General features: G+C 66.8%; 27 protein-coding genes, 6 tRNA genes and 1 riboswitch. Of the genes, 20 read left to right on the forward strand and 13 right to left on the reverse strand.

Annotated features, from left to right (window positions below):
- Positions 1-13 precede the first annotated feature (13 nt).
- The 11 genes from ribA to G9E11_RS04440 form a co-directional block, all read right to left on the reverse strand.
- On the reverse strand, positions 14-715 hold the full coding sequence (gene ribA / locus G9E11_RS04390) for a GTP cyclohydrolase II (protein ID WP_190603205.1): 702 nt from the start codon (positions 713-715) through the stop codon (positions 14-16).
- A complete protein-coding gene (gene ribB / locus G9E11_RS04395; RefSeq protein WP_190603207.1) occupies positions 712-1,440 on the reverse strand; it encodes a 3,4-dihydroxy-2-butanone-4-phosphate synthase in 729 nt (242 codons plus the stop codon). The genes ribA and ribB overlap by 4 nt, the downstream gene beginning before the upstream one ends.
- Complete coding sequence (locus tag G9E11_RS04400) at positions 1,437-2,108, reverse strand: riboflavin synthase (protein WP_190603209.1); 672 nt, start codon at positions 2,106-2,108, stop codon at positions 1,437-1,439. The genes ribB and G9E11_RS04400 overlap by 4 nt, the downstream gene beginning before the upstream one ends.
- Positions 2,108-3,226, reverse strand: a complete 1,119-nt coding sequence (gene ribD / locus G9E11_RS04405) for a bifunctional diaminohydroxyphosphoribosylaminopyrimidine deaminase/5-amino-6-(5-phosphoribosylamino)uracil reductase RibD (protein ID WP_190603639.1) — start codon at positions 3,224-3,226, stop codon at positions 2,108-2,110. The genes G9E11_RS04400 and ribD overlap by 1 nt, the downstream gene beginning before the upstream one ends.
- 59 nt (positions 3,227-3,285) lie before the next feature.
- Positions 3,286-3,996 carry a nicotinamide riboside transporter PnuC gene (gene pnuC, locus G9E11_RS04410; protein ID WP_190603211.1) on the reverse strand — a complete coding sequence of 237 codons (711 nt, stop codon included), beginning with the start codon at positions 3,994-3,996 and terminating at the stop codon, positions 3,286-3,288.
- Between the two features lie 95 nt (positions 3,997-4,091).
- Positions 4,092-4,240: riboswitch (FMN riboswitch) on the reverse strand.
- Between the two features lie 130 nt (positions 4,241-4,370).
- Positions 4,371-5,027 (reverse strand): ribulose-phosphate 3-epimerase, encoded by a 657-nt coding sequence (gene rpe / locus G9E11_RS04415; RefSeq protein ID WP_190603212.1) that lies wholly within the window; start codon positions 5,025-5,027, stop codon positions 4,371-4,373.
- 71 nt (positions 5,028-5,098) lie between these two features.
- Positions 5,099-6,721 (reverse strand): RsmB/NOP family class I SAM-dependent RNA methyltransferase, encoded by a 1,623-nt coding sequence (locus tag G9E11_RS04420; protein WP_190603214.1) that lies wholly within the window; start codon positions 6,719-6,721, stop codon positions 5,099-5,101.
- Positions 6,718-7,638 carry a methionyl-tRNA formyltransferase gene (gene fmt / locus G9E11_RS04425; RefSeq protein WP_190603216.1) on the reverse strand — a complete coding sequence of 307 codons (921 nt, stop codon included), beginning with the start codon at positions 7,636-7,638 and terminating at the stop codon, positions 6,718-6,720. The genes G9E11_RS04420 and fmt overlap by 4 nt, the downstream gene beginning before the upstream one ends.
- Positions 7,635-8,237, reverse strand: a complete 603-nt coding sequence (gene def, locus G9E11_RS04430) for a peptide deformylase (protein ID WP_190603218.1) — start codon at positions 8,235-8,237, stop codon at positions 7,635-7,637. Before def ends, fmt begins: the two co-directional genes overlap by 4 nt.
- Before the next feature lie 57 nt (positions 8,238-8,294).
- Complete coding sequence (locus G9E11_RS04435) at positions 8,295-9,140, reverse strand: cytochrome (protein ID WP_190603220.1); 846 nt, start codon at positions 9,138-9,140, stop codon at positions 8,295-8,297.
- Positions 9,141-9,266: 126 nt separating this feature from the next.
- Positions 9,267-9,338 (reverse strand) — tRNA-Val (locus G9E11_RS04440).
- 308 nt (positions 9,339-9,646) lie between these two features.
- On the opposite strand from G9E11_RS04440, the gene G9E11_RS04445 reads away from it, so the two are divergent.
- From G9E11_RS04445 to G9E11_RS04470, 6 genes are all read left to right on the forward strand, one after another.
- Positions 9,647-9,719, forward strand: a tRNA-Gly gene (locus tag G9E11_RS04445).
- A 61-nt stretch (positions 9,720-9,780) separates the two neighbouring features.
- Positions 9,781-9,851: transfer RNA gene (locus tag G9E11_RS04450), tRNA-Cys, on the forward strand.
- Positions 9,852-9,888: 37 nt separating this feature from the next.
- A tRNA-Val gene (locus G9E11_RS04455) sits at positions 9,889-9,963 on the forward strand.
- 57 nt (positions 9,964-10,020) lie between these two features.
- Positions 10,021-10,093, forward strand: a tRNA-Gly gene (locus tag G9E11_RS04460).
- Between the two features lie 52 nt (positions 10,094-10,145).
- Positions 10,146-10,217, forward strand: a tRNA-Val gene (locus G9E11_RS04465).
- 149 nt (positions 10,218-10,366) lie between these two features.
- Positions 10,367-10,603, forward strand: a complete 237-nt coding sequence (locus G9E11_RS04470; protein WP_111903627.1) for an antitoxin — start codon at positions 10,367-10,369, stop codon at positions 10,601-10,603.
- 134 nt (positions 10,604-10,737) lie between these two features.
- Here the strand turns inward: G9E11_RS04470 and zapE are convergent, their stop codons facing one another.
- On the reverse strand, positions 10,738-11,778 hold the full coding sequence (zapE, locus tag G9E11_RS04475) for a cell division protein ZapE (protein WP_190603640.1): 1,041 nt from the start codon (positions 11,776-11,778) through the stop codon (positions 10,738-10,740).
- 220 nt (positions 11,779-11,998) lie between these two features.
- Here zapE and G9E11_RS04480 point away from each other — a divergent pair, with 220 nt between their 5' ends.
- The 3 genes from G9E11_RS04480 to ybaK are packed head-to-tail and all read left to right on the forward strand — an operon-like array spanning position 11,999 to position 13,950.
- Positions 11,999-12,922, forward strand: coding sequence for a sulfurtransferase (locus G9E11_RS04480; protein ID WP_190603222.1), 924 nt, complete (start codon positions 11,999-12,001; stop codon positions 12,920-12,922).
- Positions 12,923-12,973: 51 nt separating this feature from the next.
- Positions 12,974-13,432: a SufE family protein gene (locus G9E11_RS04485; protein WP_190603224.1), complete on the forward strand. Its 459-nt coding sequence runs from the start codon at positions 12,974-12,976 to the stop codon at positions 13,430-13,432.
- 14 nt (positions 13,433-13,446) lie between these two features.
- On the forward strand, positions 13,447-13,950 hold the full coding sequence (gene ybaK / locus G9E11_RS04490; RefSeq protein WP_190603226.1) for a Cys-tRNA(Pro) deacylase: 504 nt from the start codon (positions 13,447-13,449) through the stop codon (positions 13,948-13,950).
- Here the strand turns inward: ybaK and G9E11_RS04495 are convergent.
- Entirely contained in the window at positions 13,947-15,224 is a 1,278-nt protein-coding gene (locus tag G9E11_RS04495) for an alpha/beta hydrolase family protein (RefSeq protein ID WP_190603228.1), read from the reverse strand. The genes ybaK and G9E11_RS04495 overlap by 4 nt on opposite strands.
- 116 nt (positions 15,225-15,340) lie before the next feature.
- On the opposite strand from G9E11_RS04495, the gene G9E11_RS04500 reads away from it, so the two are divergent.
- The 11 genes from G9E11_RS04500 to G9E11_RS04550 all read left to right on the forward strand — a co-directional run.
- On the forward strand, positions 15,341-15,832 hold the full coding sequence (locus G9E11_RS04500) for a hypothetical protein (protein WP_102973073.1): 492 nt from the start codon (positions 15,341-15,343) through the stop codon (positions 15,830-15,832).
- Positions 15,833-15,846: 14 nt separating this feature from the next.
- Positions 15,847-16,305: a peptide-methionine (R)-S-oxide reductase MsrB gene (msrB, locus tag G9E11_RS04505; protein WP_190603230.1), complete on the forward strand. Its 459-nt coding sequence runs from the start codon at positions 15,847-15,849 to the stop codon at positions 16,303-16,305.
- A gap of 145 nt (positions 16,306-16,450) precedes the next feature.
- Complete coding sequence (locus tag G9E11_RS04510) at positions 16,451-17,872, forward strand: DUF6421 family protein (RefSeq protein ID WP_190603232.1); 1,422 nt, start codon at positions 16,451-16,453, stop codon at positions 17,870-17,872.
- Entirely contained in the window at positions 17,869-18,624 is a 756-nt protein-coding gene (locus G9E11_RS04515; RefSeq protein WP_190603234.1) for an SDR family NAD(P)-dependent oxidoreductase, read from the forward strand. Before G9E11_RS04510 ends, G9E11_RS04515 begins: the two co-directional genes overlap by 4 nt.
- 57 nt (positions 18,625-18,681) lie before the next feature.
- Positions 18,682-19,794, forward strand: coding sequence for a threonine aldolase family protein (locus G9E11_RS04520; RefSeq protein WP_190603642.1), 1,113 nt, complete (start codon positions 18,682-18,684; stop codon positions 19,792-19,794).
- A gap of 68 nt (positions 19,795-19,862) precedes the next feature.
- Complete coding sequence (locus G9E11_RS04525) at positions 19,863-20,552, forward strand: DUF3000 domain-containing protein (protein WP_190603644.1); 690 nt, start codon at positions 19,863-19,865, stop codon at positions 20,550-20,552.
- 182 nt (positions 20,553-20,734) lie between these two features.
- Complete coding sequence (gene efeU / locus G9E11_RS04530) at positions 20,735-21,586, forward strand: iron uptake transporter permease EfeU (RefSeq protein ID WP_190603236.1); 852 nt, start codon at positions 20,735-20,737, stop codon at positions 21,584-21,586.
- A gap of 92 nt (positions 21,587-21,678) precedes the next feature.
- Complete coding sequence (gene efeO, locus G9E11_RS04535; RefSeq protein WP_190603238.1) at positions 21,679-22,875, forward strand: iron uptake system protein EfeO; 1,197 nt, start codon at positions 21,679-21,681, stop codon at positions 22,873-22,875.
- Entirely contained in the window at positions 22,872-24,239 is a 1,368-nt protein-coding gene (efeB, locus tag G9E11_RS04540; RefSeq protein WP_190603240.1) for an iron uptake transporter deferrochelatase/peroxidase subunit, read from the forward strand. Before efeO ends, efeB begins: the two co-directional genes overlap by 4 nt.
- Before the next feature lie 153 nt (positions 24,240-24,392).
- Positions 24,393-25,724, forward strand: a complete 1,332-nt coding sequence (locus tag G9E11_RS04545) for an HRDC domain-containing protein (RefSeq protein WP_190603242.1) — start codon at positions 24,393-24,395, stop codon at positions 25,722-25,724.
- A 292-nt stretch (positions 25,725-26,016) separates the two neighbouring features.
- Positions 26,017-26,818: DUF222 domain-containing protein (locus G9E11_RS04550; protein ID WP_190603645.1), on the forward strand; the 802-nt coding region annotated here is incomplete at its 3' end.

The following is a 26,818-nucleotide window of genomic DNA, read 5'->3' on the forward strand; positions in this document are numbered from 1 at the left end:
CTTCGTAATCCGTTCAGTCTTGTTCGATATCGAAAGTGTCAGTGCCGGTGCGGGGCAGGCCCGCCGTCTCGGTGTCGAGGGTCAGCAGGTGGTCCATGCGGTCCTTTTTGGTCTGCAGGTACCGGAGGTTCTGTTCGCGGGACGGCACCTCGGTGGGCACCATCTCGACGACCTTGACGCCGGCCATGGCCAGGCGGTTCTGCTTGTCCGGGTTGTTGCTCAGCAGCCGGATCTCGTGCAGGCCCATCTCGGCCAGGATCTGCGCCGCAGCCTTGTAGCAGCGGGCATCCACAGGCAGTCCCAGCTGTTCGTTGGCCTCGACGGTGTCGAACCCGGCCTCCTGCAGGGCGTAGGCCTTGATCTTGTTGGCCAGCCCGATGCCGCGGCCTTCCTGGCCGCGCAGGTACAGCAGCGTGCCGCCGTTCTCGGCGATCAGTTCCAGGGCGTAGGCGAGCTGCTCGCCGCAGTCGCAGCGGTAGGAGCCAAAAACATCCCCCGTGAGGCATTCCGAATGGAGGCGCACCAGGGGCGCCTTCCCGTCTTTGGGCGGATTCGGGGAACTGACGGCGAGGTGTTCGGCGCCGGTCACCAGATCGGTCCAGGCCTGCGACACGAAACTACCGAACGCCGTAGGCAGCTGCACTACGGGTCCTTTGCTCACCGGATGCGGGGACCGGCCGTTGCTGCTCGGTTCCACTGCTTGAGATGCCGTCATCGTGTTTCCCCTTCTCCGGCCGGACTGACTTCCAAACTGCTCTCCTGTGAAGATACACGGTGGCCGGCTCCCAGATAGCCAACCAGGTCCTCGATCGAGATCAAGGGGCAGCCATGCTCGGCAGCGAAAACCCGGAGTCCATCCAGCCGCATCATTTCACCGTCGTCGTACACCACTTCGGCGATCACGCCCACCGGCTGCAAGCCGGCGAGCCGGCAGAGGTCGACGGCCGCTTCGGTGTGGCCGGGGCGCTCACGCACTCCCCCATTAACGGCCCGCAGCGGAAAAATATGCCCGGGACGGGTCAGCGTGTCCGGGCCGCTCTGCGGATCGGCGATGACACGGGCGGTGAGCGCCCGGTCGGTGGCCGAGATGCCGGTGCTTACGCCGGTGGCGGCGTCGCAGGACACGGTGTAGGCCGTGCCCTTCGAATCCTGGTTGACCTCCACCATCGGCGGCAGTTGCAGCGCGTCGGCCCGGGCACCGTCAAGCGGCACGCAGATGACGCCGGAGCTGTACCGGATGGTCCAGCCCATGAGCGCCGGGGTGGCGTGCTGGGCAGCGAAGATGATGTCGCCTTCGTTTTCCCGGTCTTCGTTATCCACCACCAGGACCGGCTTGCCGGCCGCCATCGCGCGGACGGCGTCCTCGATCGGGTCGAGCTTCAGGGGAACCGAGATCAGTGCGTCGGAGACCGCCGCGTCGAGCTTTGCCGTGCCGTTCACCGCTGAACCTCCGAATCTTCCGTGCCGAACTCCGTGACGTGCGCGAATTCCGAACCTCCAGTGCGGAAAGCAAGTAGCCGCTCCGTGTACTTGGCCAGTACATCCACTTCAAGGTTTACCCTGCCGCCGGCAGGCTTGGCTCCGAGGCCGGTGTCGGCCAGGGTGGTGGGGATGAGCCCTACCTCGAACCACGGTGCCGTCTCGGCTGCCGGGCTGACCTCGGTGACGGTGAGGGAGACGCCGTCGATGGCGATGGAACCCTTTTCCGCGATGTAGCGCGCCAGCCGCTGCGGCACGCCGAACCGGAGCCGTTCCCAGTTTCCCTGCGGCTCGCGTTCGAGCAGTTCGCCGACGCCGTCCACATGTCCCTGGACCACGTGGCCGTCGAGGCGCCCGCCGGCCGGGACACAGCGTTCCAGGTTGACGGGGTCGCCCGCCGCAAGCTCGCCGATGGTGCTGCGGATAAGGGTCTCGCCCATGACGTCGACGCTGAAGTCCTTGCCGTCGATGGCCGTGGCGGTGAGGCAGACGCCATTGACGGCGATGGAGCCGCCCAGCGGCAGCCCGTCAGCGGTTCCGGGGGCGTGCAGGCGCAGCGTTGCGCTCGAGTCCCCGTTCCGGTCCACGAACAGGACCTTTCCCTGTTCGGCGATAATTCCGGTGAACATCAGTAGCCTCCCATGGCTGTGCCCGCAGCTGTGCGGGGTGGTAGTGAATCGGTTGACGTTGATTGTGTTGATGCTGGCTTTGCCGCTGCGGGCAGGTCCTGCGGTACGGCCGCTTCCTCCGGGCGCAGGTGCAGGCGAAGGTCCCTGCCCAGGAACTGGACCGCGCCGCCGGATGCGGCATCCCAATCCCAGCGCTGTGCCTCCGCCAGCGTTCCAATGCCGAGGCCGTTGAGTGCCGGCGTTCCGGAGCCCAGCAGCGTGGGGGCCAGGTAGACGATGAGTTCATCCACGAGTCCTTCGCCCAGGAAGGCGCTGAGGATCTTCGACCCACCCTCCACCATGACGTGCCGGGTGCCCGCTGCGAACAGCATGGCCAGGCCCTCGTGCGGGTCCCGTGTGGGCAGGTGCAGCACCTTGCCGTCATCGCCGCGCACGGCGGCGTCTTCAGGCACGTCGCGAAGTCCCATGACGGCGCGCAGCGGCTGCTTTCCGATGGCATCGCCGTTGGCGTCGCGGGCTGTAAGGCGCGGGTTGTCCACCAGAACGGTCTGCGTTCCCACCAGGATTGCATCGATGCGGCTCCGGATGCCGTGGTTGTCCGCCAGCGACTCCGGGCTGGAAATCCACTGGCTGGTGCCGTCCTCGGCCGCGATCCGGCTGTCCAGGGTCTGGGCGATGTGCAGGGTGACGAACGGGCGCTTGGCGTCGACCGCCTGGAACCAGCGCCGGTTCAGCTCCAGCGCACGCTCGGCGGCCAGCCCGCTGCGCACGCTGACACCCGCAGCCCGCAGGGTGGCGGCGCCGCCGGCGGCCGGGTCATGGGGGTCGTCGACGGCGTACACGACGTTCGCTATCCCGGCGTCGATGATGGCCTGCGCGCACGGCCCCGTGCGGCCCACGTGGTTGCACGGCTCCAGGGTGACCACCATGGTTGACCCGTGAAGATCGACGCCGGCGCTGGTCGCCACCGCTATCGCGTCGGCTTCGGCGTGCGCGGTGCCGGCACCGCGGTGGTATCCCGTGGCCAGCTGGCTACCGTCAGGTCCGACGACGACGGCGCCCACCAGCGGGTTGGCGCCCCGGGGACCTTGCAGGGCGGCTTCCAGGGCTATGTCCATGGCGGCTGTTTCAGCGGCGGTGAAGGCCGGTACCGGCTGGCCGTTCGTTTGGAAGCCGGTCACTTGGACACCGCCGGATCCGGGAAGGCGGTCTCAACCTTGACGGCCGCGGGGCCCGACTGGGTCTGGACCCGAGAAGCCCGCCACCAGACGATGAAGCCGGCCAGGGTGAAGAAGCCGTAGAAAAGGTACATGAAAGCGCTGGCAAAGTATCCGGCGCTGAAGAGCAGCGGAACGCCCACCACGTCCACTGCGACCCAGATCAGCCAGAACTCGGTCCAGCCGCGGGCCATGCCGTACGTGGCAAGGAGCGAGCCCGTAAACGTCCAGGCGTCGGCCCACACCGGCGGGTAGGAGCCCAGGGAGTCGAAGAGCGGGGTGAGGGCAGCGGTGCCGGCCACCAGCGCGAGTACCAGCGCCACCCGGGTCCTGGCACTGGCCCACGTGGGTGCGATCGCCGTCGAGGACCCTGACGCCCGGCGGCTCTGCTGCCAACGCTGCCAGCCGTAGACGGCCACGATGATGAACATGACCTGCCGCCCGGCCTGGCCCCAGAGGGTGGCCGGCGTGGCGGAGCCGAAGACGTTGCCCAGAAAGACCGTCAACAGAAGGAGGTTGCCGGCGATGCCTACCGGCCAGGCCCAGACCTTGCGCCGCATGCCGCCGAGGGCACTGGCCAGGCCGAAGATGTTTCCCAGCACTTCGCGGAGAATGAGCACTGATCCGCCCACGGGTATCTGTGCCTCGAAGAGCCAACGCAGAATGTCCATGCGTGCGTGCCGTTCCTTCCCTCAAGAGCCGAGACTGCTCCGGGGGTATACGACAGCGAAACGCAGCGGCGTTCTGGAACGCCACAAGTACAGCTGTACGTGCTTCTCTCATCCAGACTTTAACTGTCGGTACCGGAATTTCACCAGTTCAACCGTCCGCCGGGCTTCCGTGAAGGAAACACCGGCTCGCGGGTCGCGGACTGTCACCGCCGGTTCGGACTTACACCGACCCCGGAGCACGTATTGTGTGTTGCTATTCTGACACAACTTGGCGGGTGCCCAGGCTATTCCCGCTACAAGCCGTCATGCGGCCGTCATGGAGGCCAATGGCGGCTTCCATGACGGGCTCCTGACTGGGCCTCGGGGACTGAACGCTAAAGGCTGCCCGCTTTGCGCAGCCGGTCGATAGCGCCGGACGGATCTGCGGCGCCGTACACTGCGGACCCGGCGACGAAGACGTTGGCCCCGGCTTCCGCCGCACGGACAATGGTCTCCTCGGTAATCCCGCCATCAACCTGAATGGCGACGTTCACGCCGGATCCCTCGATCGCGGCGCGGGCACGGCGGATCTTGGGCAGCGTGAGGTCGAGGAACGCCTGGCCGCCAAAACCGGGCTCCACTGTCATGATCAGCAGCATGTCCAGCTCCGGGAGCATGTCCAGGTAGGGCTCCAGCGCGGTGGCGGGACGCAGCGCCATCCCGGCCTTCGAACCACGGGCCCGCAGCTCCCTGGCAAGTTTCACCGGCGCGATGGATGCCTCGGCGTGGAACGTCACGGAGGCAAGGCCGGCGTCCGCATAACCGGGCGCCCAGCGGTCGGCGTCGGAAATCATGAGGTGGGCATCCAGTGGAACCGGGCTGACCGCCTGGATCCGCTGTACTACCGGAAGTCCCAGGGTGAGGTTGGGGACAAAGTGGTTGTCCATCACATCCACATGCACGGAATCGGCGTTGCTGATTTTCTGCAGCTCGGCTTCGAGGTTCACGAAGTCGGCGGAGAGGATGCTGGGGTTGATGCAGCACTGCGTCATGCGGGGTCCTTTCGCGGGACGGAAGTCCGGGGTGTGGAAACGGTCATTGGGAACTCAGCGCTTGCGCGGACTCAGCGCTTGCGGCGGATAAGGGCCAGGAACATCGCATCCGTGCTGTGGACGTGCGGCCACAGCTGGGCTGTCTTCTCATGCCCCGCACCCAGGCCGCTGCCCAGGCTAACGGCGTCCAGCACGCTGCCGGCGTCCAGTAGTTCCAGGTCATCGCGTTTCCGTAGGGCGTCGCTGACCACAGCGGTGGTTTCGGCCGGGTGCGGTGAGCAGGTCACGTAGGCCACCACGCCGCCGGGCCGCACGGCCGCCAGGGCTGAGTTCAGCAGTTCGCGCTGCAGCGGCCCGAGATCGGCGAGGTCTTTGGGGGTCCGGCGCCAGCGGGATTCGGGCCTGCGGCGCAGGGCTCCGAGTCCGCTGCAGGGCACATCCACAAGCACACGGTCAAAGCTGGCGGGCCGTTCCGACCCGACCTCACGGCCGTCGCCGGTCCTGACGGTCCAGACCTCGGACGGAACAGCGGACAGTGCCTGGCTGACCAGTTTGGCCCGGTGCGGTGCGGGTTCGTTGGCCAGGAGCGTGGCTCCGCGTTCCTTCGCCAGCGCGGCCAGCAAGGCCGCCTTGCCGCCGGGGCCGGCGCAGAGATCGAGCCAGGCTTCCCGAGTGGTGTTTTGCCCTGCCTCAAGGCTGGCCGCTGCCAGCGCCCGGGCCACCAGCTGGGAGCCGACGTCCTGCACCCGTGTGGTGCCGGACCTGACGGACTCCAGCCGGCCGAGGTCACCGCCGCTGGAAAGGGCCGATCCCTCCACCAGTTCGCCGGGGACGGCTCCGTTCTCCAGGGCCTCGTCCAGGCTTCCCAGCCCGGGAAGCGCCACCAGGTTGACCACGGGGGCCGCATTGTCGGCTTCGAGGAGGTCATTGATCTCGCCGACCGGGCGGCCGTGGGCCACGAGCGACTGCCGGAGGGCACGGACAATCCACTCCGGATGGGCGTACCGGATGGAGGCAACCTTGGTCTCGTCCTGCTCGCCGGCAACAAGTTCGTCCAGCCACTCGTCCAGGCTGCGTGCCGCTACCTTCCGGAGGACGGCGTTGATCAGGGCGGACGGACCAGCGCCGATGACCGCCCGCGCCAGGCCGACCGTCTGGTCCAGAGCCGCGTGAGCGGGTACCCGCATTGCCACCAGCTGGTGGACCCCGATGCGCAGGGCATCCAGGACAGCCGGATCCAGCTTGTCCAGGGCCCTGTCCACGCAGCGGGCGAGGATGGCGTCGTACGTGCCCTGGTTCCGCAGCGCGCCGTAGCTCAGTTCCGTGGCGAATCCGGCGTCGCGCCGATCGAGGCCGTGCTGACGGATGCGCGCGGGCAGCACGAGGTTGGCATAGGCGTCCTCGGCCGCAACCGCACGCAGCACTTCAAAGGCCACCAGCCTGGCAGGGTCCGCCCTGCGGGTGCGCTGTGACGGGGCGCTCTCGGTGAAGCTGCGCTGCGGGCCGCGGTTCCGCTCCCTGCCCTGCGCATTGCGCCGGCTGGCTCCTCCGCCGCCCCGGCGCTGGTCAGAACCGCCGGCACCCGAACCGCCGGTACCTGAATTACCGGCGCCCGAACCGCCGGCGCCTGAACCGCGCTGGCCGCCGCGGCTGGAACGCCCCTGCCCGGATCCGCTTCTGCCGGAGTCACTCATTGGAATACCACGCTTTCGAGGGAGGCCTGGCCGCGCGCCCAGTCGGCTGCGGCCATCATTTTCTTGCCGGCAGGCTGCACCTTGGTGAGTTCGACGGCGTGCGAACCCGTGCCCACCAGCACGCTCTTGCCGGCCAAAGCCAGTTGTCCCGGCCGAACATCTGTAACGTCGGGCCGGAGCCGCACTGGCTCAAGCTTCAGCCGCTGGCCATCAAGGGTGGTCCAGGCCCCCGGTTCGGGCGTCACGCCGCGGGCGCGGCGGCCCACGGACAGGGCCGGCTCCGACCATTCAATGCGGCCGTCGTCGAGAACAAGCTTGGGCGCGAGGGTCACTTCGCCCTGCTGGGGACGGGGAGACGCCGCGCCGGACCCTATAGCGGACAGCGTCTGGGCGAGCAGGACGGCGCCGCTGTGGGACAGCCGTTCGAGCAACGCCCCGGAGGTGTCCTCCGGGCCGACCGCCTCGGTCAGCGTGCCGATGACAGGGCCCGTGTCGAGCCCTTCCTCGAGCTGGAAAGTCACGGCACCGGTGATGTCGTCGCCCGCCATGACGGCCCGCTGCACGGGCGCCGCACCGCGCCAGGCCGGCAGCAGCGAGAAGTGCAGGTTGATCCAGCCGTGCTGCGGAATCTCCAGGGCCGCCCGGGGCACAAGCCCGCCGTAGGCGACGATCGCCGCTACGTCGGGACGGGCTTCCGCGATCCGTTCGGTGACGGCAGCGTCCACCCGGGACGCGTGGATGACGTCGATGCCGAGCTCGGCGGCCCGGGCAGCAACGGGCGACGGCGTGAGCACGCGCTTGCGTCCCACCGGCGCGTCCGGCCGGGTCAGCACCGCGACGATTTCGAAGCCGGCGGCCACCAGCGCATCCAGCGAGGGGACAGCTACGGACGGGGTTCCGGCAAAGAGGACCCTCATCCGGCAGCGCCGTAGCTGCCGGTTCCGGACGCTGCCGCTCCGAAGCTGCCGCCGCCGAAACTGGAGCCGACGGTCTTGGCGCGCTTGGCGGTGGTCTTTTCGGTGATGGAGTCGTAGTTGGCGTTGCGGATGGAGCGCAGGGCAGCCTTGCGGTCCTCACCTTCGAGCCGGTCAGTGAAGAGGATGCCGTCCAGATGGTCGGTTTCGTGCTGGAAGCAGCGGGCAAGCATGCCCTCGGCCTCCACCGAAACGGGGTTGCCGTTGATGTCGACGCCTGTCACGCGGGTGCTGCGGTAGCGGCGGACCGGGAAGCCCAGTCCCGGGATGGAAAGGCACCCCTCCACCTCGTCCGCCTGGAAGTCCTCGCTGTTTTCCAGCACCGGGTTGATGACGTGGCCTTCAACGCCGCCGATCCGGTAGGTGAAGACCCTGAGGCTGACTCCGATCTGTGGCGCGGCAAGTCCTGCGCCCTCCACGTCCTCCATCGTTTCGGTCATGTCGGCAACGAGCCTGGCCAGCTCCGGCCCGAAATCCGTGACAGGGTCGGCAACCGTGCGAAGCACGGGATCGCCGATGATACGGATATTCAGAATTGCCATGTGCAGTCATTTCCTCACGGTGAACGGATAAACGGATCCAGTCCAGTTTAGTGGCTGTCAGGAAAACACCGGCGGTGCCAGCGGCAGCAGCGCGGGTCCGGCGCTGACGGTGTCGGCGGACATTTCCCACACCCGCCGCAGGGCACAGAACTTCCACCAATGGTGCTTCAGGACCTCCGGATTTGCCCGGACGGGCCGGACCTCGGTTTCACCGATAGCGACGGCGAGCAGGACCGGGGTATCGCCGTGCTGCCACGGTTCCCACTCCCCTGCCACGGGATCCACCAGGCTTTCCTCTGCCTTCATGCCGGCAACAAGCTGCATGACCACTTTGTCGTCCAAGGGCTTCACCTGCCCGTCACGCGTTGTGCCCTTGGTCTTGTAGTCGATGAGGCAGGTACGTCCGTTGATCCTGGCGACGAGGTCCAGTGTTCCTGCATATCCCACCGTCTTGTTCCACACGGTGATCTCAGGGGCGATCGGCTCCACCCGGAACAACTCCCACCACTCATCGAAGCGGGCGGCAAAGGCTTCCTCGCCATTGGAGGCCAGCGCGTCGCGGGCTTCCTTCATCTGGTGCGGCCTGCCGAGAGCGCGCAGCGCCACCTGCTCGCAGTAGTTGTGCACCCGGTCCCCACGCTGCGCGGCCTCGTCCCGGTAGGACTCGGCCGCCTTGGCCGCACGGTTCACCGCCTGCCGTACCCTTGCGGGGCTGCCAAGGATCTCCGGCAGTGAGGGATCCTTGGCCAGGCTGCTTGCACCCATGTAGCCGAACCAGCCGTCCAGTCCGTGGGGCTGCTGCCCAATGACGGTGGTTATGGAGGGAACCGTGAACTGCTCCGTGGTGGAGCGGGCGTACATGCGGCCATATTCAGTGGCGTGGGCGAGGAGTGGAGCGGTCATGGTGAGACTCTTTCACGGGGGTCAGACAGTAATGCGAATACCGAACTTCGGTGCGGAAGCAGAGCGGAAACAGAAAAGCCCGCTCCTCCCAGTTCTATCTCCTGGGCTGAACGGACTTTCCATCGGTGGGCGATACTGGGTTCGAACCAGTGACCTCTTCGGTGTGAACGAAGCGCGCTACCACTGCGCCAATCGCCCCGATGCATTTGAATGCTAGCGGACGATCCCGGGTTAATGGAAATCGGCGTGCTGACCCAGGGAAGGGTCAGCGGAGCAAGGTGTCGAAGGAGCGCTTGAGGCCAGCAGCCATGAGGGAGCGACCCAGCCCAGGCACTCGCTAACTACACCGCTGTAATTCAAGAATTTCCCTAGAATTCAAGGAAGCAGGGCTTCCCCGGCCACGCAGCCGGTCCTCGATTTGGAGTTTCCCGGAACCTCCTATAGAGTTCTTACTCGTTGGAACGCGACGAACTGCCGAATACGGCAGGGAATCACGGCTCCAAAATGCGGACGTAGCTCAGCTGGTAGAGCACCACCTTGCCAAGGTGGATGTCGCGAGTTCGAATCTCGTCGTCCGCTCGCAGGACACTGTCATTGCACTGGTTCCCCGGAAGTTGCTTCCAGGAAGCCGTGCTTACACGGTGGGTTGGCCGAGAGGCGAGGCAGCGGCCTGCAAAGCCGTATACACGGGTTCGAATCCCGTACCCACCTCGGTGAAAGCCATGGTTTCCGGTATGCCGGATGCAATGGGCGATTGGCGCAGCGGTAGCGCGCTTCCCTGACACGGAAGAGGTCACTGGTTCGATCCCAGTATCGCCCACCAGAGTAAGGAAACTTGCTTGTAGTTGAACGCTCGGCCACTCGGCCGAACTTCAAAAATGCGGACGTAGCTCAGCTGGTAGAGCACCACCTTGCCAAGGTGGATGTCGCGAGTTCGAATCTCGTCGTCCGCTCTCTTGATCCTTAGGATCCGAACCCAGGAATACCGCCGGTTTCACCGGCTCCGGGCGATTGGCGCAGCGGTAGCGCGCTTCCCTGACACGGAAGAGGTCACTGGTTCGATCCCAGTATCGCCCACGAAAACAGAGCAGCTCTCCGGAGCTGCTTTTTTCTTGCCTTCATACGGTTTGACAAGTTTTGTCAAGAACTCCTTGGCATGCGCGGCCTTCGGCGCTAGGATCGGATGCGGAGGAGCGAACTGGCTCCGCGATTGAAGGGAGGTGCTCGTGGGTTTACTTGACGATCTAAAGGGCAAAGCTCAGGGTCTGATCCGCGGCAACGAGCAGTCCATAAAGGATGGCATCACCAAAGCAGGTGATTTTGTCGACTCCAAGACGGGCGGCAAATACACCAGCCAGGTAGATAAGGTCCAGACTGGCGCTTCCACTCTCGTTGACAAAGCCAATGAGAGGCCTACCCAGGGACCGGCGGACAACGTGCCGCCGGCTGAGAAGGCTCCGTAGCCAGGACTTACCGGGCTTCGCCCCTAAACGTCAAAAAGGTGCCGGTCCCGCCGAGAGGCGGCGCCGGCACCTTTCGCGTTCCCGAAAGAAGACTTGCCTGTCTAAAAGAGCCAGTTTCTACGGGGGCTCGTGTTCTACGAGGGCTCGTGGTTCTGGCCCTCCCGGGCCAGTGCTGTGAGCCGCGATACGGCCCTGAAGTACTTCTTCATATAGCCACCGTTCATCATTTCCTCGGTGAACAGCTTGTCGAACGGCACTCCACTGGCAAGGATCGGAACGTCCTTGTCGTAAAGGCGGTCTGCGAGCACCACAAACCTCAGCGCCACTGCCTGTTCGGTGATGGTTTCCACGTCCCGCCAGACGACGCCGTCCACACCGTCAAGCAGCTTGCGGTAGCGGCTTGGATGGACACCCGAGAGGTGTGAGATAAGAGTGCCGAAGTCATCCTCGGCAACAGTCTTGCCGTCGAACTCCGCCTTCATGTGGGCGTGGAGCTCGCTGTTCCGCAGCGGTGCCGGCGCGGCCGGCAGGCCGCGGTGGCGGAAGTCCTCGCCATCAACCCGGATGACGTCGAACTGGTCCGCCAGGACCTGGATCTCACGCTGGAAATCCACGGCGGCAAAGCGGCCGTCGCCCAGCGAGCCGGGCAGGGTGTTGGAGGTGGCCGCAAGCTTCACGCCGGCATCGGCCAGTTCCCGCATGAGGCGGGACATCAGGACAGTGTCGCCCGGATCGTCCAGTTCAAACTCGTCAATGCACACAAGCTTGTAGGAGCTCAGCGCGTCGACGGTTTTCCGGAAGGACAGGGCACCCACCAGGTTGGTGTACTCCACGAAGGTACCGAAGGCCTTGGGCCCGGGGACAGCGTGCCAGAGAGAGGCCAGCAGGTGGGTTTTCCCGACGCCGAATCCGCCGTCGAGGTAAATGCCGGCGCGGGTGGTGGCGTCCTTCTTGCCAAACAGCTTCTTGAACAACCCCCCGCCGTCCCCGGTGCCGACGCCTCCGGCAAATGCCTGCAGCGCGTTCACTGCTGCCGCCTGGCTCGGCTGCTTCGGATCGGGCCGGTAACTCGCAAAGGACACCTGCCCAAACCTGGGCGATGGGTAGAAACCTTTGAGGAGCTCATCCACCGACACCGCCGGCGTCCGGGTGGCGAGCTTTTCGATCTGTACCAAGGTGGTCCATTCTGCTGGTGATTTGTCCCCAGCAAGAATACCGGCATTGGCCGTCCGCACCGCGGCCAACGCCTTGCTGCCGGCGGTGCCGTGAGCAAGCACACACATGTCGTCCTGTTAACACACAGGAGCATTCGTACCGGCCCGTGGCTAGTGTTGGAGCAGTGACCCGCCGTCCCCCGGCGGTCTGACCTGACCGTTTCAGTGAAAGGCCATAAGCATGTCCTACCCCGTTGAACAGAACGTGAAGTTCGCCGCCTACGCGCACCCGGAGCGGCTTGTTTCCACCGAGTGGCTGGCTGCGGCCATTGACGCCGGCGCCCTTAACGACGGCAGGCTCGTCGTGGTGGAGTCGGACGAAGACGTCCTGCTCTACGAAACCGGCCACATTCCCGGCGCGGTCAAGATCGACTGGCACACCGACCTGAACGACGAAGTGACCCGTGACTACGTGGAGGGCAAGGCCTTTGCTGCATTGGCCGCCGCGAAGGGCATCTCCCGCGACGCCACCGTTGTCATCTACGGTGACAAGTCCAACTGGTGGGCCGCTTACGCCCTCTGGGTCTTCAGCCTGTTCGGCCACGAGGACGTCCGGCTGCTCGATGGCGGCCGCGACAAGTGGATCGCCGAAGGCCGTGCGCTGACCACCGACACCCCCTCGCCGGCCGTGGCGGACTACCCCGTGGTGGAGCGCAACGACGCCCCCATCCGCGCCTTCAAGGACGACGTCCTGGCCCACCTGGGCAAGCCGCTGATCGACGTCCGCTCCCCCGAGGAATACACGGGCCAGCGCACCCACATGCCCGCCTACCCCGAGGAAGGCGCGCTACGCGGCGGCCACATTCCCACCGCTGCTTCGATTCCGTGGGCACGGGCAGCAGCAGAGGACGGCACCTACCGCAGCCGCGCCGAGCTTGAGGCGCTGTACCTTGGCGAAGCGGGACTCACCGAGGGCGACGATGTTGTGGCCTACTGCCGCATTGGTGAACGCTCCAGCCACACCTGGTTTGCGCTGAAGTTCCTCCTCGGCTTCGAAACCGTCCGCAACTACGACGGCTCCTGGACCGAATGGGGCAACGCCGTGCGCGTCCCGATTGCCAAGGGCGCGGAACGCGGCGCAGTGCCGGCAGTTGCCGCGAGGTAAATCGTCCGTAAAAAAGCGGCGGACGGGAACAACCTGCGTAAGCTGGAAGTGATGAGTACTCAAGCACTTCCCACCGCCCTGGCGGAGATTGTCGACGACTTCCAGGCATTGAGCGAGCCCGAGCGGCTGCAGCTCCTGCTGGAATTTTCCCGCGGCCTGCCGGAGCTTCCGGAGCGCCTGAACGACCACCCCGAGCTCCTGGAGCAGGTGGTGGAATGCCAGTCGCCTCTTTTCCTCACCATTGAGACGGAAGAGAACGACGGCGGGGCCCCCGCCTTCCGGCTGTTCTTCAAGGCGCCGCCGGAGGCCCCCACCACCCGTGGTTTCGCGGGTGTGCTCCATGAAGGACTGGACGGCCTCACCGCCGAGGAAATCCTGGCTGTCCCCGACGACATGCCGGAACTCCTCGGGCTGACCCGCGCCATCACGCCGCTGCGCATGCGCGGCATGACCGCGATGCTCGGGCGCATCAAGCGCAAGGTGGCCGCCGCGGCCCGGATCCACGCCTAGGAACCGGACCCCGGATGGCGCGCAAGAACACGTCGCAGGGAACGCCTGCCACAGCCGTACTGGCTGCGGCAGGCGTTTCCTTTAACCTGCACGCGTACAGCCATGATCCGGCCGCGGCCAGCTACGGCATGGAGGCAGCGGAGGTCCTGGGGATCGATCCGGCAAGGGTCTTCAAGACCCTCATGGTGGAGGTGGACGGCAAACTGGCGGTCGGCGTCGTGCCTGTCAGCGGAAGCCTGGACCTCAAAGCGATAGCTGCGGCACTGGGCAGCAAAAAGGCCGCCATGGCGGACCCGGCCGCCGCTGAACGGCGCACCGGCTACGTCCTGGGCGGAATTTCGCCCCTCGGACAGCGGCAGCCCTCCCCCACGGTCATCGACGAAACCGCCCTCACCCTGGACACGATCCTGGTGTCCGGCGGCCGGCGTGGCCTGGACATCGAACTGGATCCCCGCGAGCTTGTGCGCCTCACCAAAGCCGTCACCGCCGCGATCGGAACAGGCTCCCGGGCAAGCTAAACCGGCTCAGGCTGAACCGGTTCCGACTGGCCGGGATTGCGGCGGGGCGCCAGCTGCTGCTGCAGCCACGCCCGGACCAGCGCTTCCCAGCGGACTGGATCGGCGTTCCATTCCTTGGCGTGCCGCGCGCCCTCGAACGGCTCGAACGTGACCATTTCCGGATTCTTTTCGGCGAGCAGGGCCGAGGGCTGGTAGGGAACGTATTCGTCGTCCACGCTGTGGATGATGAGCGTCGGCGTCCTGAGCTCAACGGCACGCGACACCCAATCCATTGATTTCAGGTCGACGGGCGCAGCGAGCCCGGTGAGCCTGCGGCCCACCTTGTGCCCCATCATCAGCTGGCCATACCGGCCAACGGCCGACGGGATCCGGTTAAGCTCCGCGTGGTGGGCCAGCACGTTGACCCAGTCGATGACCGGCGCGTCCAGGACCATGGCCCGGATGACATGCCGGTGCTCCGAGAGGTCCGCCGTCTGCAGGCAGATGGCCCCGCCCATGGACCAGCCGAAAAGCACGACTTCCCGGGCACCGCGGGCCAGGGCAAAGGCAATGGCGGCATCGATGTCCCGCCACTCCGTGGATCCCAGCCCGTACCGGCCGTCGAATGCTGCGGGCGCCAGGCCGTCGTTCCGGTAGGAGACCAGGAGATTGGGCAGTCCGAGTTCGTGGGCCACCCGCGCTCCACGGAGGCACTCCTGCCGGGTTGCTCCGCGCCCATGGACCATGACGGCCCACGTTTCGGCGCCGGCATCGCCCGGAATCAGCCAGCCGGGGGCAGTTCCGCCCTCAACCTCAATGTCGACGTCTTCGGAGGCCAGGCCGACGTCGGAGGGATGCTGGTATGTGGCACCTCCCCACCAGGCGCGCCCTGCAGTTTCCAGGTTGCCGCTGTAGACCGTCTCCACCTCGCGCAGCACAGTGCGCTCGGCCGGGGAATAGGACAGGATCCTGCCGATGCGGGCATGCCCGGCACCGGCGTCGAAGAAGAGACTGTACGTTCCGTCGTGTGTTGTCTCCGGCGTGGCCGCGAGGATGACCTGCAGTTCCCTGCCCTCCCGGATGACCGCCAGGACTTCCTGGTCTGCCGCCCGCACGCGGGCGGGGGTGAGGACGCGGCGGGCGAAGTAGAGCGCCAGGGCAGAGGATCCGGCACCAAGCAGGGCGGCGGCGGCGCCGCCGGCGATGACTCCCCCGAGGGTCCACTTCGCCCTCAGGGTCATCGCGTTGCCCTGGGTAGTAGCTGGGATAGTCAAAGCAGCCTGCGCGGAATCCATGCCTCCCATCTTGACCGATCCGGCCCCGTCCGGCATATTCGCGGCCTGGTGGAGGCTGCCAAATGCAAGCAGGCCAAATACATGCGGGCACTGGCGGGCGGGACTAGGCTGATGCCATGAGCGATCCAATCGTCATTCTGACTGAAGAGCCGCTGGGTGCGGACGACCGCGTGAACATCGAACGCCTCGTGGACGGAGGTGACGCGCCCCTGGTTGTGCTGGTGCCGGCCAATACTGAACGGCATCTCCTGGTGGACTTCCTCGAGAACCTTTCGATGCTGGACATTGCGAAGGCTTTCCGCGAGCTGACTGCCCATGCCCCTGACCCCACGGAAGAACGGGCAGCGGCAGACGCCACGCTGGCCACCTCGGTCAGCGCCCTGGAAGGCATCGGCGGCGGCGTTGCAGGCGAGGTGGTGGACGGCGGCGCCGTCAACGGCCTCGTGGCCAAGGTCAAGGAACTTGGTGCCGCCCAGGCCGTGGTCATCACCAGGCCGCATGCCGTGTCGGACACCTTCCATACGGACTGGGCCAACCGGGCGCAGGACAAGCTGGGCCTGCCGGTGCTGCATCTATATGCGGGCTCGGGATTTATCGGGGACTCCTGAGCGTTGGTCCGGTTATGAGCACTCCTGAGAAATCCGACCTCACCAACACCGCCGCTACTCCTGCTGCCGGCCGGTCCGACGACGACTGGCGCCGCGAACTGACGCCGGAGGAGTACCACGTGCTTCGCCAGGCCGGCACGGAACGGCCCTACACCGGCGAATACTGGGACACCCATACCGCTGGCGCCTACAACTGCCGCGCGTGCGGGACCGAGCTCTTCACCAGCAAGGAGAAGTTCGATTCGCACTGCGGGTGGCCGTCCTTCTGGGCGCCCCTGGCCGAAGAACGTGTGCGGTACATCCACGACCGGACCCTGGGCATGGAGCGCATCGAGGTGCGGTGCGCCAACTGCGACTCGCACCTCGGGCACGTCTTCGAGGGCGAGGGCTACGGGACCCCGACGGACCAGCGTTACTGCATCAACTCCATCTCACTGAAGCTGGTTCCGGCCGCCGATGACTCCCAGGCCTGAGACTGCCGGGCGCTGCGCCTAGCGGTTATTTGAGCAGCCCCGAGCCCTACAGTTTCTTATGCTCACGCCTTTGATCGATTAGGATCCCTGTCCGCTTGCTACGCTCGCCGTAGAAGCTCAGATAACCCGAAAGGCGAGGCCAGCGATGACCGTAACCGTACACACAGCACCAGCCCGAATCTCCGTGGAACACCCCGAATGGCAGCGCCTCAAGGCCGCGGCCATTGCCCTGCGGGAACTGCAGGTGCAGGACGGCTCCATCCCTGACCAGGCCAACTATGCTGCAGCGCACGGCCATGTGGACGCCCTTGTCAGCGCCATCGAGGCGCTGGCACCGGCGTTCCCCCACGACGCTCTCTACCTGGACCTGCTGTGCCGAGACTTTGGCCGCTGGGCCGAGGAAGGGTTCGGCGTCCCGGACTTCCTGGACTCCCTGCTCGCGTTCCAGCCGCAGGCGGACCGCGAGAACGGCCTGCAGCACCTGGTGGTTTTCCCCATGTACACGCAGAACGGCAGCAGCAGCCGGCTCGTGGAGGCGGTCCTCATCGACGTCGTGTGGCCCGACTTCATTGCAGGCCTGGAACAGGGCGACTACTCCAACCGCCTGTTCGTGCCCATCCGGTTCATTGACTTCACCCCGGGGTACGACACCAACTCCGCCGTGCTGTTTCCCGAAACGGTGGGGGTGCGCGCAACGCCCCGGTTCACCTGGGGCGCCATTTTCGCGGACCGGGAAGCGGCACGCTTCCGCCGCGTCCTCCGGTCCGCGGCCGACATCACTTCGCTGGAACTGCCGGCCGGAGCCGCGGAACTCCTTGAGGACCAGGAACTCACCGAAAAGACCTTCGTCATGTGGGACCTGATCCACGACCGCACGCACATGCGCGGGGACCTGCCGTTCGATCCCTTCATGATCAAACAGCGGATGCCCTTCTTCCTGTACTCCCTCGAGGAGCTGCGCTGCGACCTGACGGCCTTCCGGGAATCCGTGAAGATCGAAAAGGACGAAGCAGCGGATCCGGAAGCACGCCGGCATGCCAAACTCGTGCAGTACGCCGTCATTTTCGACCGGATCTTCCGGTTCGCCATCACCGGTAGCCGGGTACGCAACTATGACGGGCTCGGCGGCCAGCTGCTCTTCGCATGGCTGCACCAGCACCGCGTCCTCCACTGGACCGACAGCCGGCTGACCATCGACTGGGAACACGTTGCCGGCGTCGTTGTGGAGCTGGGTGCCCGGATCGAGGAGCTCTACTGGCGCTCCATCGACCGGCCCAAGACCGCCCACTGGCTGGCGGCCTATGAGCTGATCTCGGGCACCGTCACGCCGAACCCGGCATCAGTGTGGGCGAAGGGACCAGGCGCCCTCCCCCTCGACGGGCCGCCGCGGGGCCTCACGGACCAGGTCCTGGACGACGAGTTTCCGCTGTCCATGTTCTACGAGGCCCTGGAAAAGAAGATGCGCCCCGTCATCGAATCCACCGCGGGAATCACCGGCTCCTCGGATCCTGCGCAGACGCCGCACCCAGCTCAGACGGTGGACGCTCCGGCGGAGACGGCAGCATGAGCGGCAGGCCACTGCGCGTGCTGGTCACGGGCGGCAGCGGTCCGTCGGGGATCGCGGCTACGCGTGCGCTGCTGCAGGCTGGCTTCGCCGTCTTCACGGTGGGATCGGATAAGGCACGCATCGAGGAGGCCGCAGAAGCCGCCGGGGGCGCCACGCCGCTGGTTTGCGACCTCGCCGACCTCGCCGCTGTGCGGGAACTGCAGCAAGAGCTCGCGCGCACTGCCGGAAAGATCGACGGCATCATCCACCTCGTGGGTGGATGGCGCGGCGCGCAGGGCATCACGGACCAGACCGATGAGGACTGGGATTTCCTGGAACGCAGCGCCGTCACGACGCTCCGGAACGTCACCCGGGTCTTCTACGACGACCTCGCCGCCTCGTCCTGCGGGCGGTTTGCCATGGTGTCCTCGACGGCGGTGGGCAGCCCCGCCGCCGGCGTCGCCAGCTACGTGGCGGCCAAGGCCGCCGCGGAAGCGTGGACCATGGCAGTGGCCGAGGGCTTCCGCCAGGGCAGCCAGGGCCAGGACGGCGCAGCTGACAGCGCCCAGCACAGTGCCGCCGTCGTTTTCGTGGTGAAGGCCCTGGTGGACGCAGGCATGCGCAGCAGTCAGCCCGAACGGAAGTTTCCCGGCTACACGGACGTCGAGCAGCTGGCCGCCGCCGCCGTCGGGCTCTTCAGCCAGCCGGCCGCGGAACTGAACGGGCAGCGGCTGCTGCTGGCCCCGGTGCCCGCCGGCGCTGCGAGTACCTAGAGCGCCGCAAGAACACAGAGTGCCGCAACTACCTAGACTGAAAGCGTGACCAAAGAAATGACAACAACTGTTGAAACTGCCGGCAGCGGCACCATGTCCAGGCTGCACGACGCGTCGGTGCGCGGCTTTGCCTCGGACAACTACTCGGGGGTGCACCCCGAAGTGCTGGCTGCGCTGGCCGCAGCCAACGAGGGGCACCAGGTCTCCTATGGCGAAGACGCCTACACGGCCCGCCTGCAGGAGCTGATGGAAGAGCACTTCGGGCCGGGTATCGAATGCTTCCCGGTCTTCAACGGCACGGGCGCCAACGTGCTGTCCCTGCAGTCCCTCCTCCCGCGGTGGGGTGCGGTGGTCTGCGCGTCCACGGCACACATCAACATGGATGAGAACGGCGCCCCGGAGCGTGTGGGCGGCATAAAGCTGCTGCAGGTGCACACCCCGGACGGCAAGCTGACACCGGAGCTCATCGACCGCGAAGCATGGGGCTGGGGCGACGAGCACCGCGCCCAGCCGCTGGCCGTCTCCATCACCCAGACCACTGAACTGGGCACCTGCTACACGGTGGATGAAGTCCGCGCGATCGCCGAGCACGTCCACGCCAAAGGCATGAAGCTGCACATGGACGGGGCGCGGCTGGCCAACGCGGCGGCGCACCTGGGCGTTCCGCTGCGGGCCTTCACGCGCGACGCCGGTGTGGACATCCTGTCGTTCGGCGGAACCAAGAACGGGCTGCTGTTCGGCGAGGTGGTGGTGGCGCTGAACCCCGACGCCGCCCAGGGGCTGCTCTTCCTGCGGAAGATGAACATGCAGCTGGCCTCCAAGATGCGGTTCATGTCCGCGCAGTTCATCGCCCTGCTTGAAGGTGACCTGTGGCTGCGTTCGGCCGGCCACGCGAACGCCATGGCTGCGAGGCTGCGCGCCGCGGTGGATGACATTGACGGAGTGGAACCCACGCAGAAAACGGAGTCCAACGGCGTCTTTGCGGTACTGCCCGCAGGCGTGGCGGACACGCTCCGGGAGTCCTTCCGCTTCTATGACTGGAATGAAGCCACCCGTGAGGTCCGATGGATGTGTTCCTTCGACACCAGCGAGGAGGACGTCGATGCCTTCGTGGCAGCCATCAGGGACGAACTCGCCCGGCACGGGTCCTCGCCGGCGAGAGCGCACTAACATGCGCGGGATTGCGTAAGCAGGCGGCGAGCCTGCCGTAATTGGCGGTTTCCATTGCGTACCCTGCGATTGTGAACGCACTGGCCCAGGTTCCCGCGAATTTTCTGTATGCGCTGGGAACGCTCCGCAAAGCACGCTGCCGCAGCGAACTGCGCCTCGACGAGATCCCGGCGCCCGCACGGCTGGCGCCATTCGCCGTGGCCCTCGGGGCCGAGGTCATCGTTCCCAGCGGCGGCGGGGCTGGCGGCGACCGGGACCGTTCACCGGTCCACGGGCCGGCGGCCATGGCGCTGGCCCGGTCGGCCGCCGCCGGAGCCTCCCCCGGTGATGATGCCGACGACGACGGCGAGGAGCTCGCCACCGGGCGCTTCATCCTGCTGCACGACCCCGACGGCTCCGCGGTGTGGGATGGCGAATTCCGGATCGTCACCTACATCCGGGCCCAGCTCGACGCCGAGATGGGCAACGATGAAATGCTGGGCTCGGTGGCGTGGACGTGGCTCGTGGAAGCCCTCGAAACCCACCATGCCCCCTACCGCGCGGCCGGCGGCACCGCCACCCGCGTGCTGTCCGAGAGCTTCGGAACGCTGGCTGACCGCCCCGCCTCGATCGACATTGAACTGCGCGCCTCGTGGACCCCGGTGGGCGCCGATGTCCAGGCGCACCTGGAGGCGTGGTCCGATATGGTGTGCACCTTCGCCGGCCTCCCGCCGCTGCCCGAGGGCGTCTCCGCGCTCCCCCGCAGGCGCCGCAACTAGGCTCTCCCCCGCCCAGTCCGGCCCTGCCCTACCTCAAACGCCTCCAGCAAAGGTGCTGCCCAAACCGGTGGAGTAATTTTCACGGCAATTACGGCACAATTCTTTTGCCTAATGGCCCTGGCCGTGTAAAGTCCCGTGCTTAGGTGAGCCTAAGCCGGGCTCCTCCGGCAGAAGGTGCTTTCATGACAGCCAACTTCCTCATCGGCCTCCGGGAGGGCCTCGAGGCGATGCTCATCGTCGTCCTGCTGATGGCATACCTGACCAAGAGTGGCCGGCGAGCGCTGCTGCCCCGGCTGTGGGCGGGCGTGGGAATCGCTGTCGCCGCGTCCGTCGGTTTCGGCGCCCTGCTGACCTTCGGCCCGCGCGGCCTGACCTTCGAAGCCCAGGAAGCCATCGGCGGCGGCCTGTCCATCGCCGCCGTCGGACTGGTCACCTGGATGGTCTTCTGGATGGCGCGCACCGCCCGCACGCTAGGCAGCGAACTGCGCTCCCGCGTTGACGGTGTGGCCGACGGCGCCGCCTGGGGCCTGGTGCTTGTGGCGGCTTTGGCGGTCGGGCGGGAAGGCCTCGAGACGGCGCTGTTCCTGTGGGCCGCAGCCCAGGCCAGCGGGGAATCCGGAACCCCTCTGTTCGGCGCCCTCCTCGGCCTCACCGTGGCTGCCGGGCTCGGTTACCTCCTGCACCGCGGCGTCCTGAAGGTCAACCTGTCCCGCTTCTTCACCTGGACCGGCGTCGCCCTGGTGGTCATCGCCGGCGGTGTCCTCGCCTACGGTGTCCACGACCTGCAGGAGGCCGGCATCCTGCCGGGGCTGCACAGCCTTGCCTTCGACGTCTCAGCCGCCGTCCCGCCGTCGTCCTGGTACGGCACCCTGCTGAAGGGGACCCTGAACTTCTCCCCCGCCACCACCTGGCTGGAAGCAGCTGCCTGGGTCCTGTACGCCATCCCCGTCATGTACTTCTACTTCCGCGCCAACTTCCGCCCGCCGCTGCGGCGGGCCGAAGCCCCTGCCGCAACTGCCGCCGTCGCCTCCTGACCGGCAGCGCCAGCCCCAATCAAACACCGCTCCCCCAACACCCGCTGCATCCCCAAACCCCCGCTGCATCCCCAAACCCCCGAGGAACTCACATGCCCGGCTTCTCTTCGCCCAAAACCCGCCGGACTGCCGGTGCCCGCCTCGCCGTCGTGGCAGCCACCGCAGTCCTCCCGCTGGCCCTCGCATCCTGCACGGACAACGCGAGCGCCAACGCGTCCGGCACCACCGACGGGCCTATCCGTGTGACCAGCACCGACGCCGAGTGCAAGGTCTCCGCGGCGGAAGCCCCCAGCGGGAACCTCACCTTCGCCGTGAAGAACGACGGCGCCGAGGTCACCGAGTTCTACGTGCTTGCCGAAGACGGCCTGCGGATCGTCGCGGAAGTGGAGAACATCGGCCCGGGTATCACCCGCAACCTGGTGCTCAGCGCGCCGGCGGGCAGATACATCACCGCCTGCAAGCCTGGGATGAAGGGTGACGGCATCCGCGCCGACTTCACCGTCAAGGACTCCGGCAAGCAGGCCACCGTGGACGCCGACCTCCAGAAGCTCGTGGACACCGGAGTCACCCAGTACACGGCCTACGTCAAGGACCAGACCGAGCAGCTGGAGGCCGGAACCAAGGAATTCGCAGCCGCTTACGCTGCAGGCGACGCAGCCAAGGCCAGGAGCCTCTACGCTGCCACCCGCATGCACTGGGAACGGATCGAGCCCGTGGCCGAATCCTTCGGGGACCTCGATCCCAAGCTCGACGCACGTGAGGCGGACCTCGAATCGGGGCAGAAGTGGACCGGCTGGCACCGTGCCGAGAAGGACCTGTTCCCGCCGGCCGGATACAAGACACTGACCGCGGCTGAGCGCGCCGCACTCGCCAAGCAGCTGGTGGCCGACACGGCCGAACTCAGCGCCCGCACCCGGACCGTGGAGCTCAGCGCGGACAAGCTCGGCAACGGCGCCAAGGAACTGCTGGATGAGGTGGCCCGCGGCAAGGTCACCGGCGAGGAAGAGATCTGGTCCCACACTGATCTCTGGGACTTCCAGGCCAACGTGGACGGCGCCCGGATCGCGTTCGAAAACCTCAAGCCCGCCCTTCAGCAGAAGGACGCCGCCCTGGCCAAGGACCTCGACGCCAAGTTCAGTGCCCTGCAGGCTGAGCTGAAGAAGCACGTCAAGGGTGACGGCTTTGCCTACTACAACGAGCTGGGCAAGGACGAGGTCCAGCAGCTCAGCGCCCTGGTGGACGCCCTCGGCGAGCCACTGTCCAAGCTCACCGCGGCAGTGGTGTTGTGAGCGGCTGCCCCTTCGGCGGCGACCAGCAGCCGCCTGCCAACACGCACTCCAGCAGTTCCGGGGCGCCGCCGGAGACGTCCGACGGCGACAACCGCCGCCTGTCCCGACGCGGACTTCTGGGACTGGCCGGCGTGGGCGGCGCGGGAGCCGTGGCCGGAATCGCCGCCGGCCTGCTCGGCCACGACACCCTGGCCGCCGCTGCAGCGCCATCGGCCGCCAACGATTCCGTCATCCCCTTCTTCGGCGACCGGCAGGCGGGAATCACCACCGCGGCGCAGGACCGCCTGCACATGGCGGCCTTCGACGTCACCACCGACGACCGCGCGGCGCTCATCCAACTCCTCAAGGACTGGACCGCTGCCGCGGACGCCATGACCGCCGGCCGGACCACAGGAGCCACTGGCGCCGTTGATGGCCCGTATGACGCTCCGCCGGAGGACACCGGGGAAGCCCTGGACCTCGACGCCGGCCGGCTCACCCTCACGTTTGGCTTTGGCCCTTCCCTGTTCGAGAAGGGCGGCAAGGCCCGCTTTGGCCTCGAGGGAAAGCGGCCCGACGCCCTCATCGATCTGCCGCACTTCCCCGGTGACGCCCTGGAGCCGGCCCGCACGGGCGGCGACATCGTGGTGCAGGCATGCGCCGACGACCCCCAGGTGGCCGTGCACGCCATCCGCAACCTGGCCCGGATCGGCTTCGGCAAGGCCCGTGTCCGCTGGTCGCAGCTGGGATTCGGCCGCACGTCGTCGACGTCGCGGGCGCAGCAGACGCCCCGCAACCTCTTCGGTTTCAAGGATGGGACCAACAACCTCAAGGCCGAGGACACCGCCCTGCTCGACGAGCATGTGTGGGCCGGCCCCGGTTCCCGCACAGGCGAAGCCTGGATGGAGGGCGGCAGCTACCTGGTGGCGCGGCGCATCCGGATGCACATCGAGATCTGGGACCGCACCTCGCTTCGCGAACAGGAAGGCCTGATCGGCCGGACCAAGGGAGAAGGCGCACCACTGTCGGGCGGCAAGGAGTTCACCGCCCCCGACTTCGCCATCAAGGGCAACGACGGCGAACCGCTCATTGGCATGGAGTCCCACGTCCGGCTGGCCCACGCAGACCAGAACAATGGAGTGCGCATGCTCCGCCGCGGGTACAACTACACGGATGGCTCGGACGGACTGGGCCACCTGGACGCCGGGCTGTTCTTCATTGCCTTCGTCAAGGACCCGCGGACGCACTACGTGCCCATGCAGATGACCATGGCCAAGGAGGACGTCCTCGCCCTGGAATACCTCAAGCACACGGGCTCCGGTCTCTTCGCCGTGCCACCGGGCGTCAAGCAGGGCGGCTTCATCGGAGATGGCCTCTTCGCCTGAGCCTCTTCACTTGAGCCCGCTCTACCTGGACCCTCTTTACCTGGGCTCCGGGCATGATCGCTGAGGCATTTGCACCGCGCCGCCGTCGTTTCCGACGGCGGCGCGGGCCGCCGTAACGTCCCGTGGGCCTGCTGCCGGTAAACTAGGGACATCATGACCGCACAAAATTCGGATAACACCACAGCCGGCGCTCCGGCTGCTGAAAACACACCCCATATAACGGTGGAAGGCTTCGACAGCCTGGTTCCCGTTGTCATCGATCTCGACTCGCCCCGTGACGGCGTCCCTCTGGTCATCGAAACCCAGGCAGGGCTGGAACGCTGCGCCGCCGCGATCGCCGCGGGCACGGGCCCGGCCGGTGTTGATGCAGAACGCGCCTCGGGCTTCCGCTACGGTCAGCGCGCGTTCCTCGTCCAGATCCGTCGGGAAGGTTCCGGAACGTGGCTGATCGACCCTGAGCCGTTCGGGGACCTGCGCATCATCAACGATGCCCTCCGGGGCGTCGAATGGATCCTGCACGCCGCCAGCCAGGACCTGCCCTGCCTGTCCGAGCTGGGTATGTGGCCGGACAAGCTTTTCGACACTGAACTTGCAGCACGCCTGGCAGGCCTTCCCCGCGTCGGCCTCGCCGCCGTGATCGAGCAGCTGCTCGGGTTTGGACTCGCCAAGGAACACTCGGCAGCCGACTGGTCCACCCGCCCCCTGCCGGAACCCTGGCTCCGGTACGCCGCGCTCGACGTCGAGGTCCTGACGGAACTGCGCGAGGAACTCATCGAGCTGCTCGAAGCGGACGGAAAACTCGAGTACGCCGAGCAGGAGTTCGCCGCGATCCTGTCCGCCGGGCTTGCAGCACCCAGGGTTGACCCCTGGCGCAAGACGTCCGGACTCCACCAGATCAGGGACCGGCGCCAGCTGGCCGCGGTGCGGGAACTGTGGCTGGAACGCGACGCCCTGGCCCAAAAGCGCGATGTCGCTCCCGGACGGCTCATCCCCGACTCTGCCCTCGTCGCCGCAGCCAAGGCGATGCCCACGACGGTACCGCAACTGCTCAGCACCAAGGGATTCCACGGCAGGGCCGCCCAGCGGGAGGCTCCCCGTTGGCTGCGGAGCATCGCTGCGGCCCGGGCGCTCGACGACCTTCCCCCGCTCCACCTGCCCACCAATGCCCCGCCGCCGCCGCGGGTCTGGGCCGACCGCGACCTTCCCGCGGCCGAGAGGCTGCAGACTGCCAGGCCGCTGCTGCAGGAGAAGGCGGACGAACTCAAGCTCCCGCTCGAAAACCTGCTGACCCCGGACTACCTTCGCCGCGTCGCGTGGAGGCCGCCGGAGGACATCACCGAGGCGGCCATCGCCGAGGAACTGCGCGGGCTGGGTGCCCGGCAGTGGCAGGTGGGCCTGGTGGCGCCGCTGATCACCGCGGCATTCCTCAATCCCCAGCGGCTTCCGCCGAAGGAAGCCAGGGAGCCAAAGGAAGCCTCCGCATAGTAGGCTGCCTGAGCACCGCGGTATTTGGCGGGTGGCATTTAGGAGTCGGTCGGAACGTCATCAAGGCAAAGACGTCGGCGCGGCGTACGACGGCGGTGCTGGCCGCGGTTTGGGCTTTTCGCTCACCTAAATCCCAACTGAGTGGCAGCTCAGGGCGTTCTCAGGGCTGGGAACGCCCTGAGCTGCGACCTGGTTTCCGCTCTGGATTGGATCAAAAAAACTTTTTTCGACCGGCCCGCCTGTGGTGCTCTGTCGACCCTTTAATGTCGTAGCCCCCTGTCATGCTGTGGGTATGGATAACGAGGCAGTTGCGAAGACGTTGGAGGCCATCGGTGCCTCCGCGCTTGCGCTGGCTGCTGAGCTCCGCAGGGCGGGCGATCCGGGTCCGGCCGGCGCGGGTTCGTTGCCGGATATGGCCGGAGCGGCGCAGGATGAGGCGGATCAGTTGGGGGATCAGGCGGAGGCGTGCCTGGACGGTCTTGCTGGGGTGGCCAGGATGGAGGCGCGGCTGGCGGCGGTGAAGGTGAACCTGGCCGCAGGTTTTGCCGCGGCGGAGGAGGCTTTGGCGCCACCCGGTGCGTCCGTGCACGACCGCACCGTCCGGAAGATGTCCGTGACTGCTGAGGTTGCTGGCGCGCTGACTGTGAGTGAGGGGTCGGCGGCACGGCTGCTGGTCGAATCCGCCAAACTGACCAAGGACCTGCCGCTGACGCTGGGCGCGCTGGGGTCAGGAACACTGTCGTGGCAGCACGGGCGCATCATGTGTGATGAAACGGACGGGTTGGATCCGGCGGCTGCGGCGGCGTTTGAGGCGCATTTCCTGGATCCTGATGCTCCCGGGTACGCGCGGGGTTGCGCGGCCCGGGAGCTGACTCCGGCGAGGTTCCGGGCCAAGGCACGGTATTGGCGGGAACGGCACCACCCGGTCAGCATCGAGAAACGCCATTGCAAGAGTGTGAAGGACCGGCGGCTGGAGTACGTCCCGGACCGGGACGGCATGGCCTGGTTCTCGGCGTATCTGCCTTCGGACCAGGCCGCAGGGATCTGGAACCGCACCACCGCCGCCGCCCGCGCCATGCAGGGCCCGACCGAAA

The organism is Arthrobacter ipis, from assembly GCF_014694315.1.
Taxonomy (GTDB): domain Bacteria; phylum Actinomycetota; class Actinomycetes; order Actinomycetales; family Micrococcaceae; genus Arthrobacter; species Arthrobacter ipis.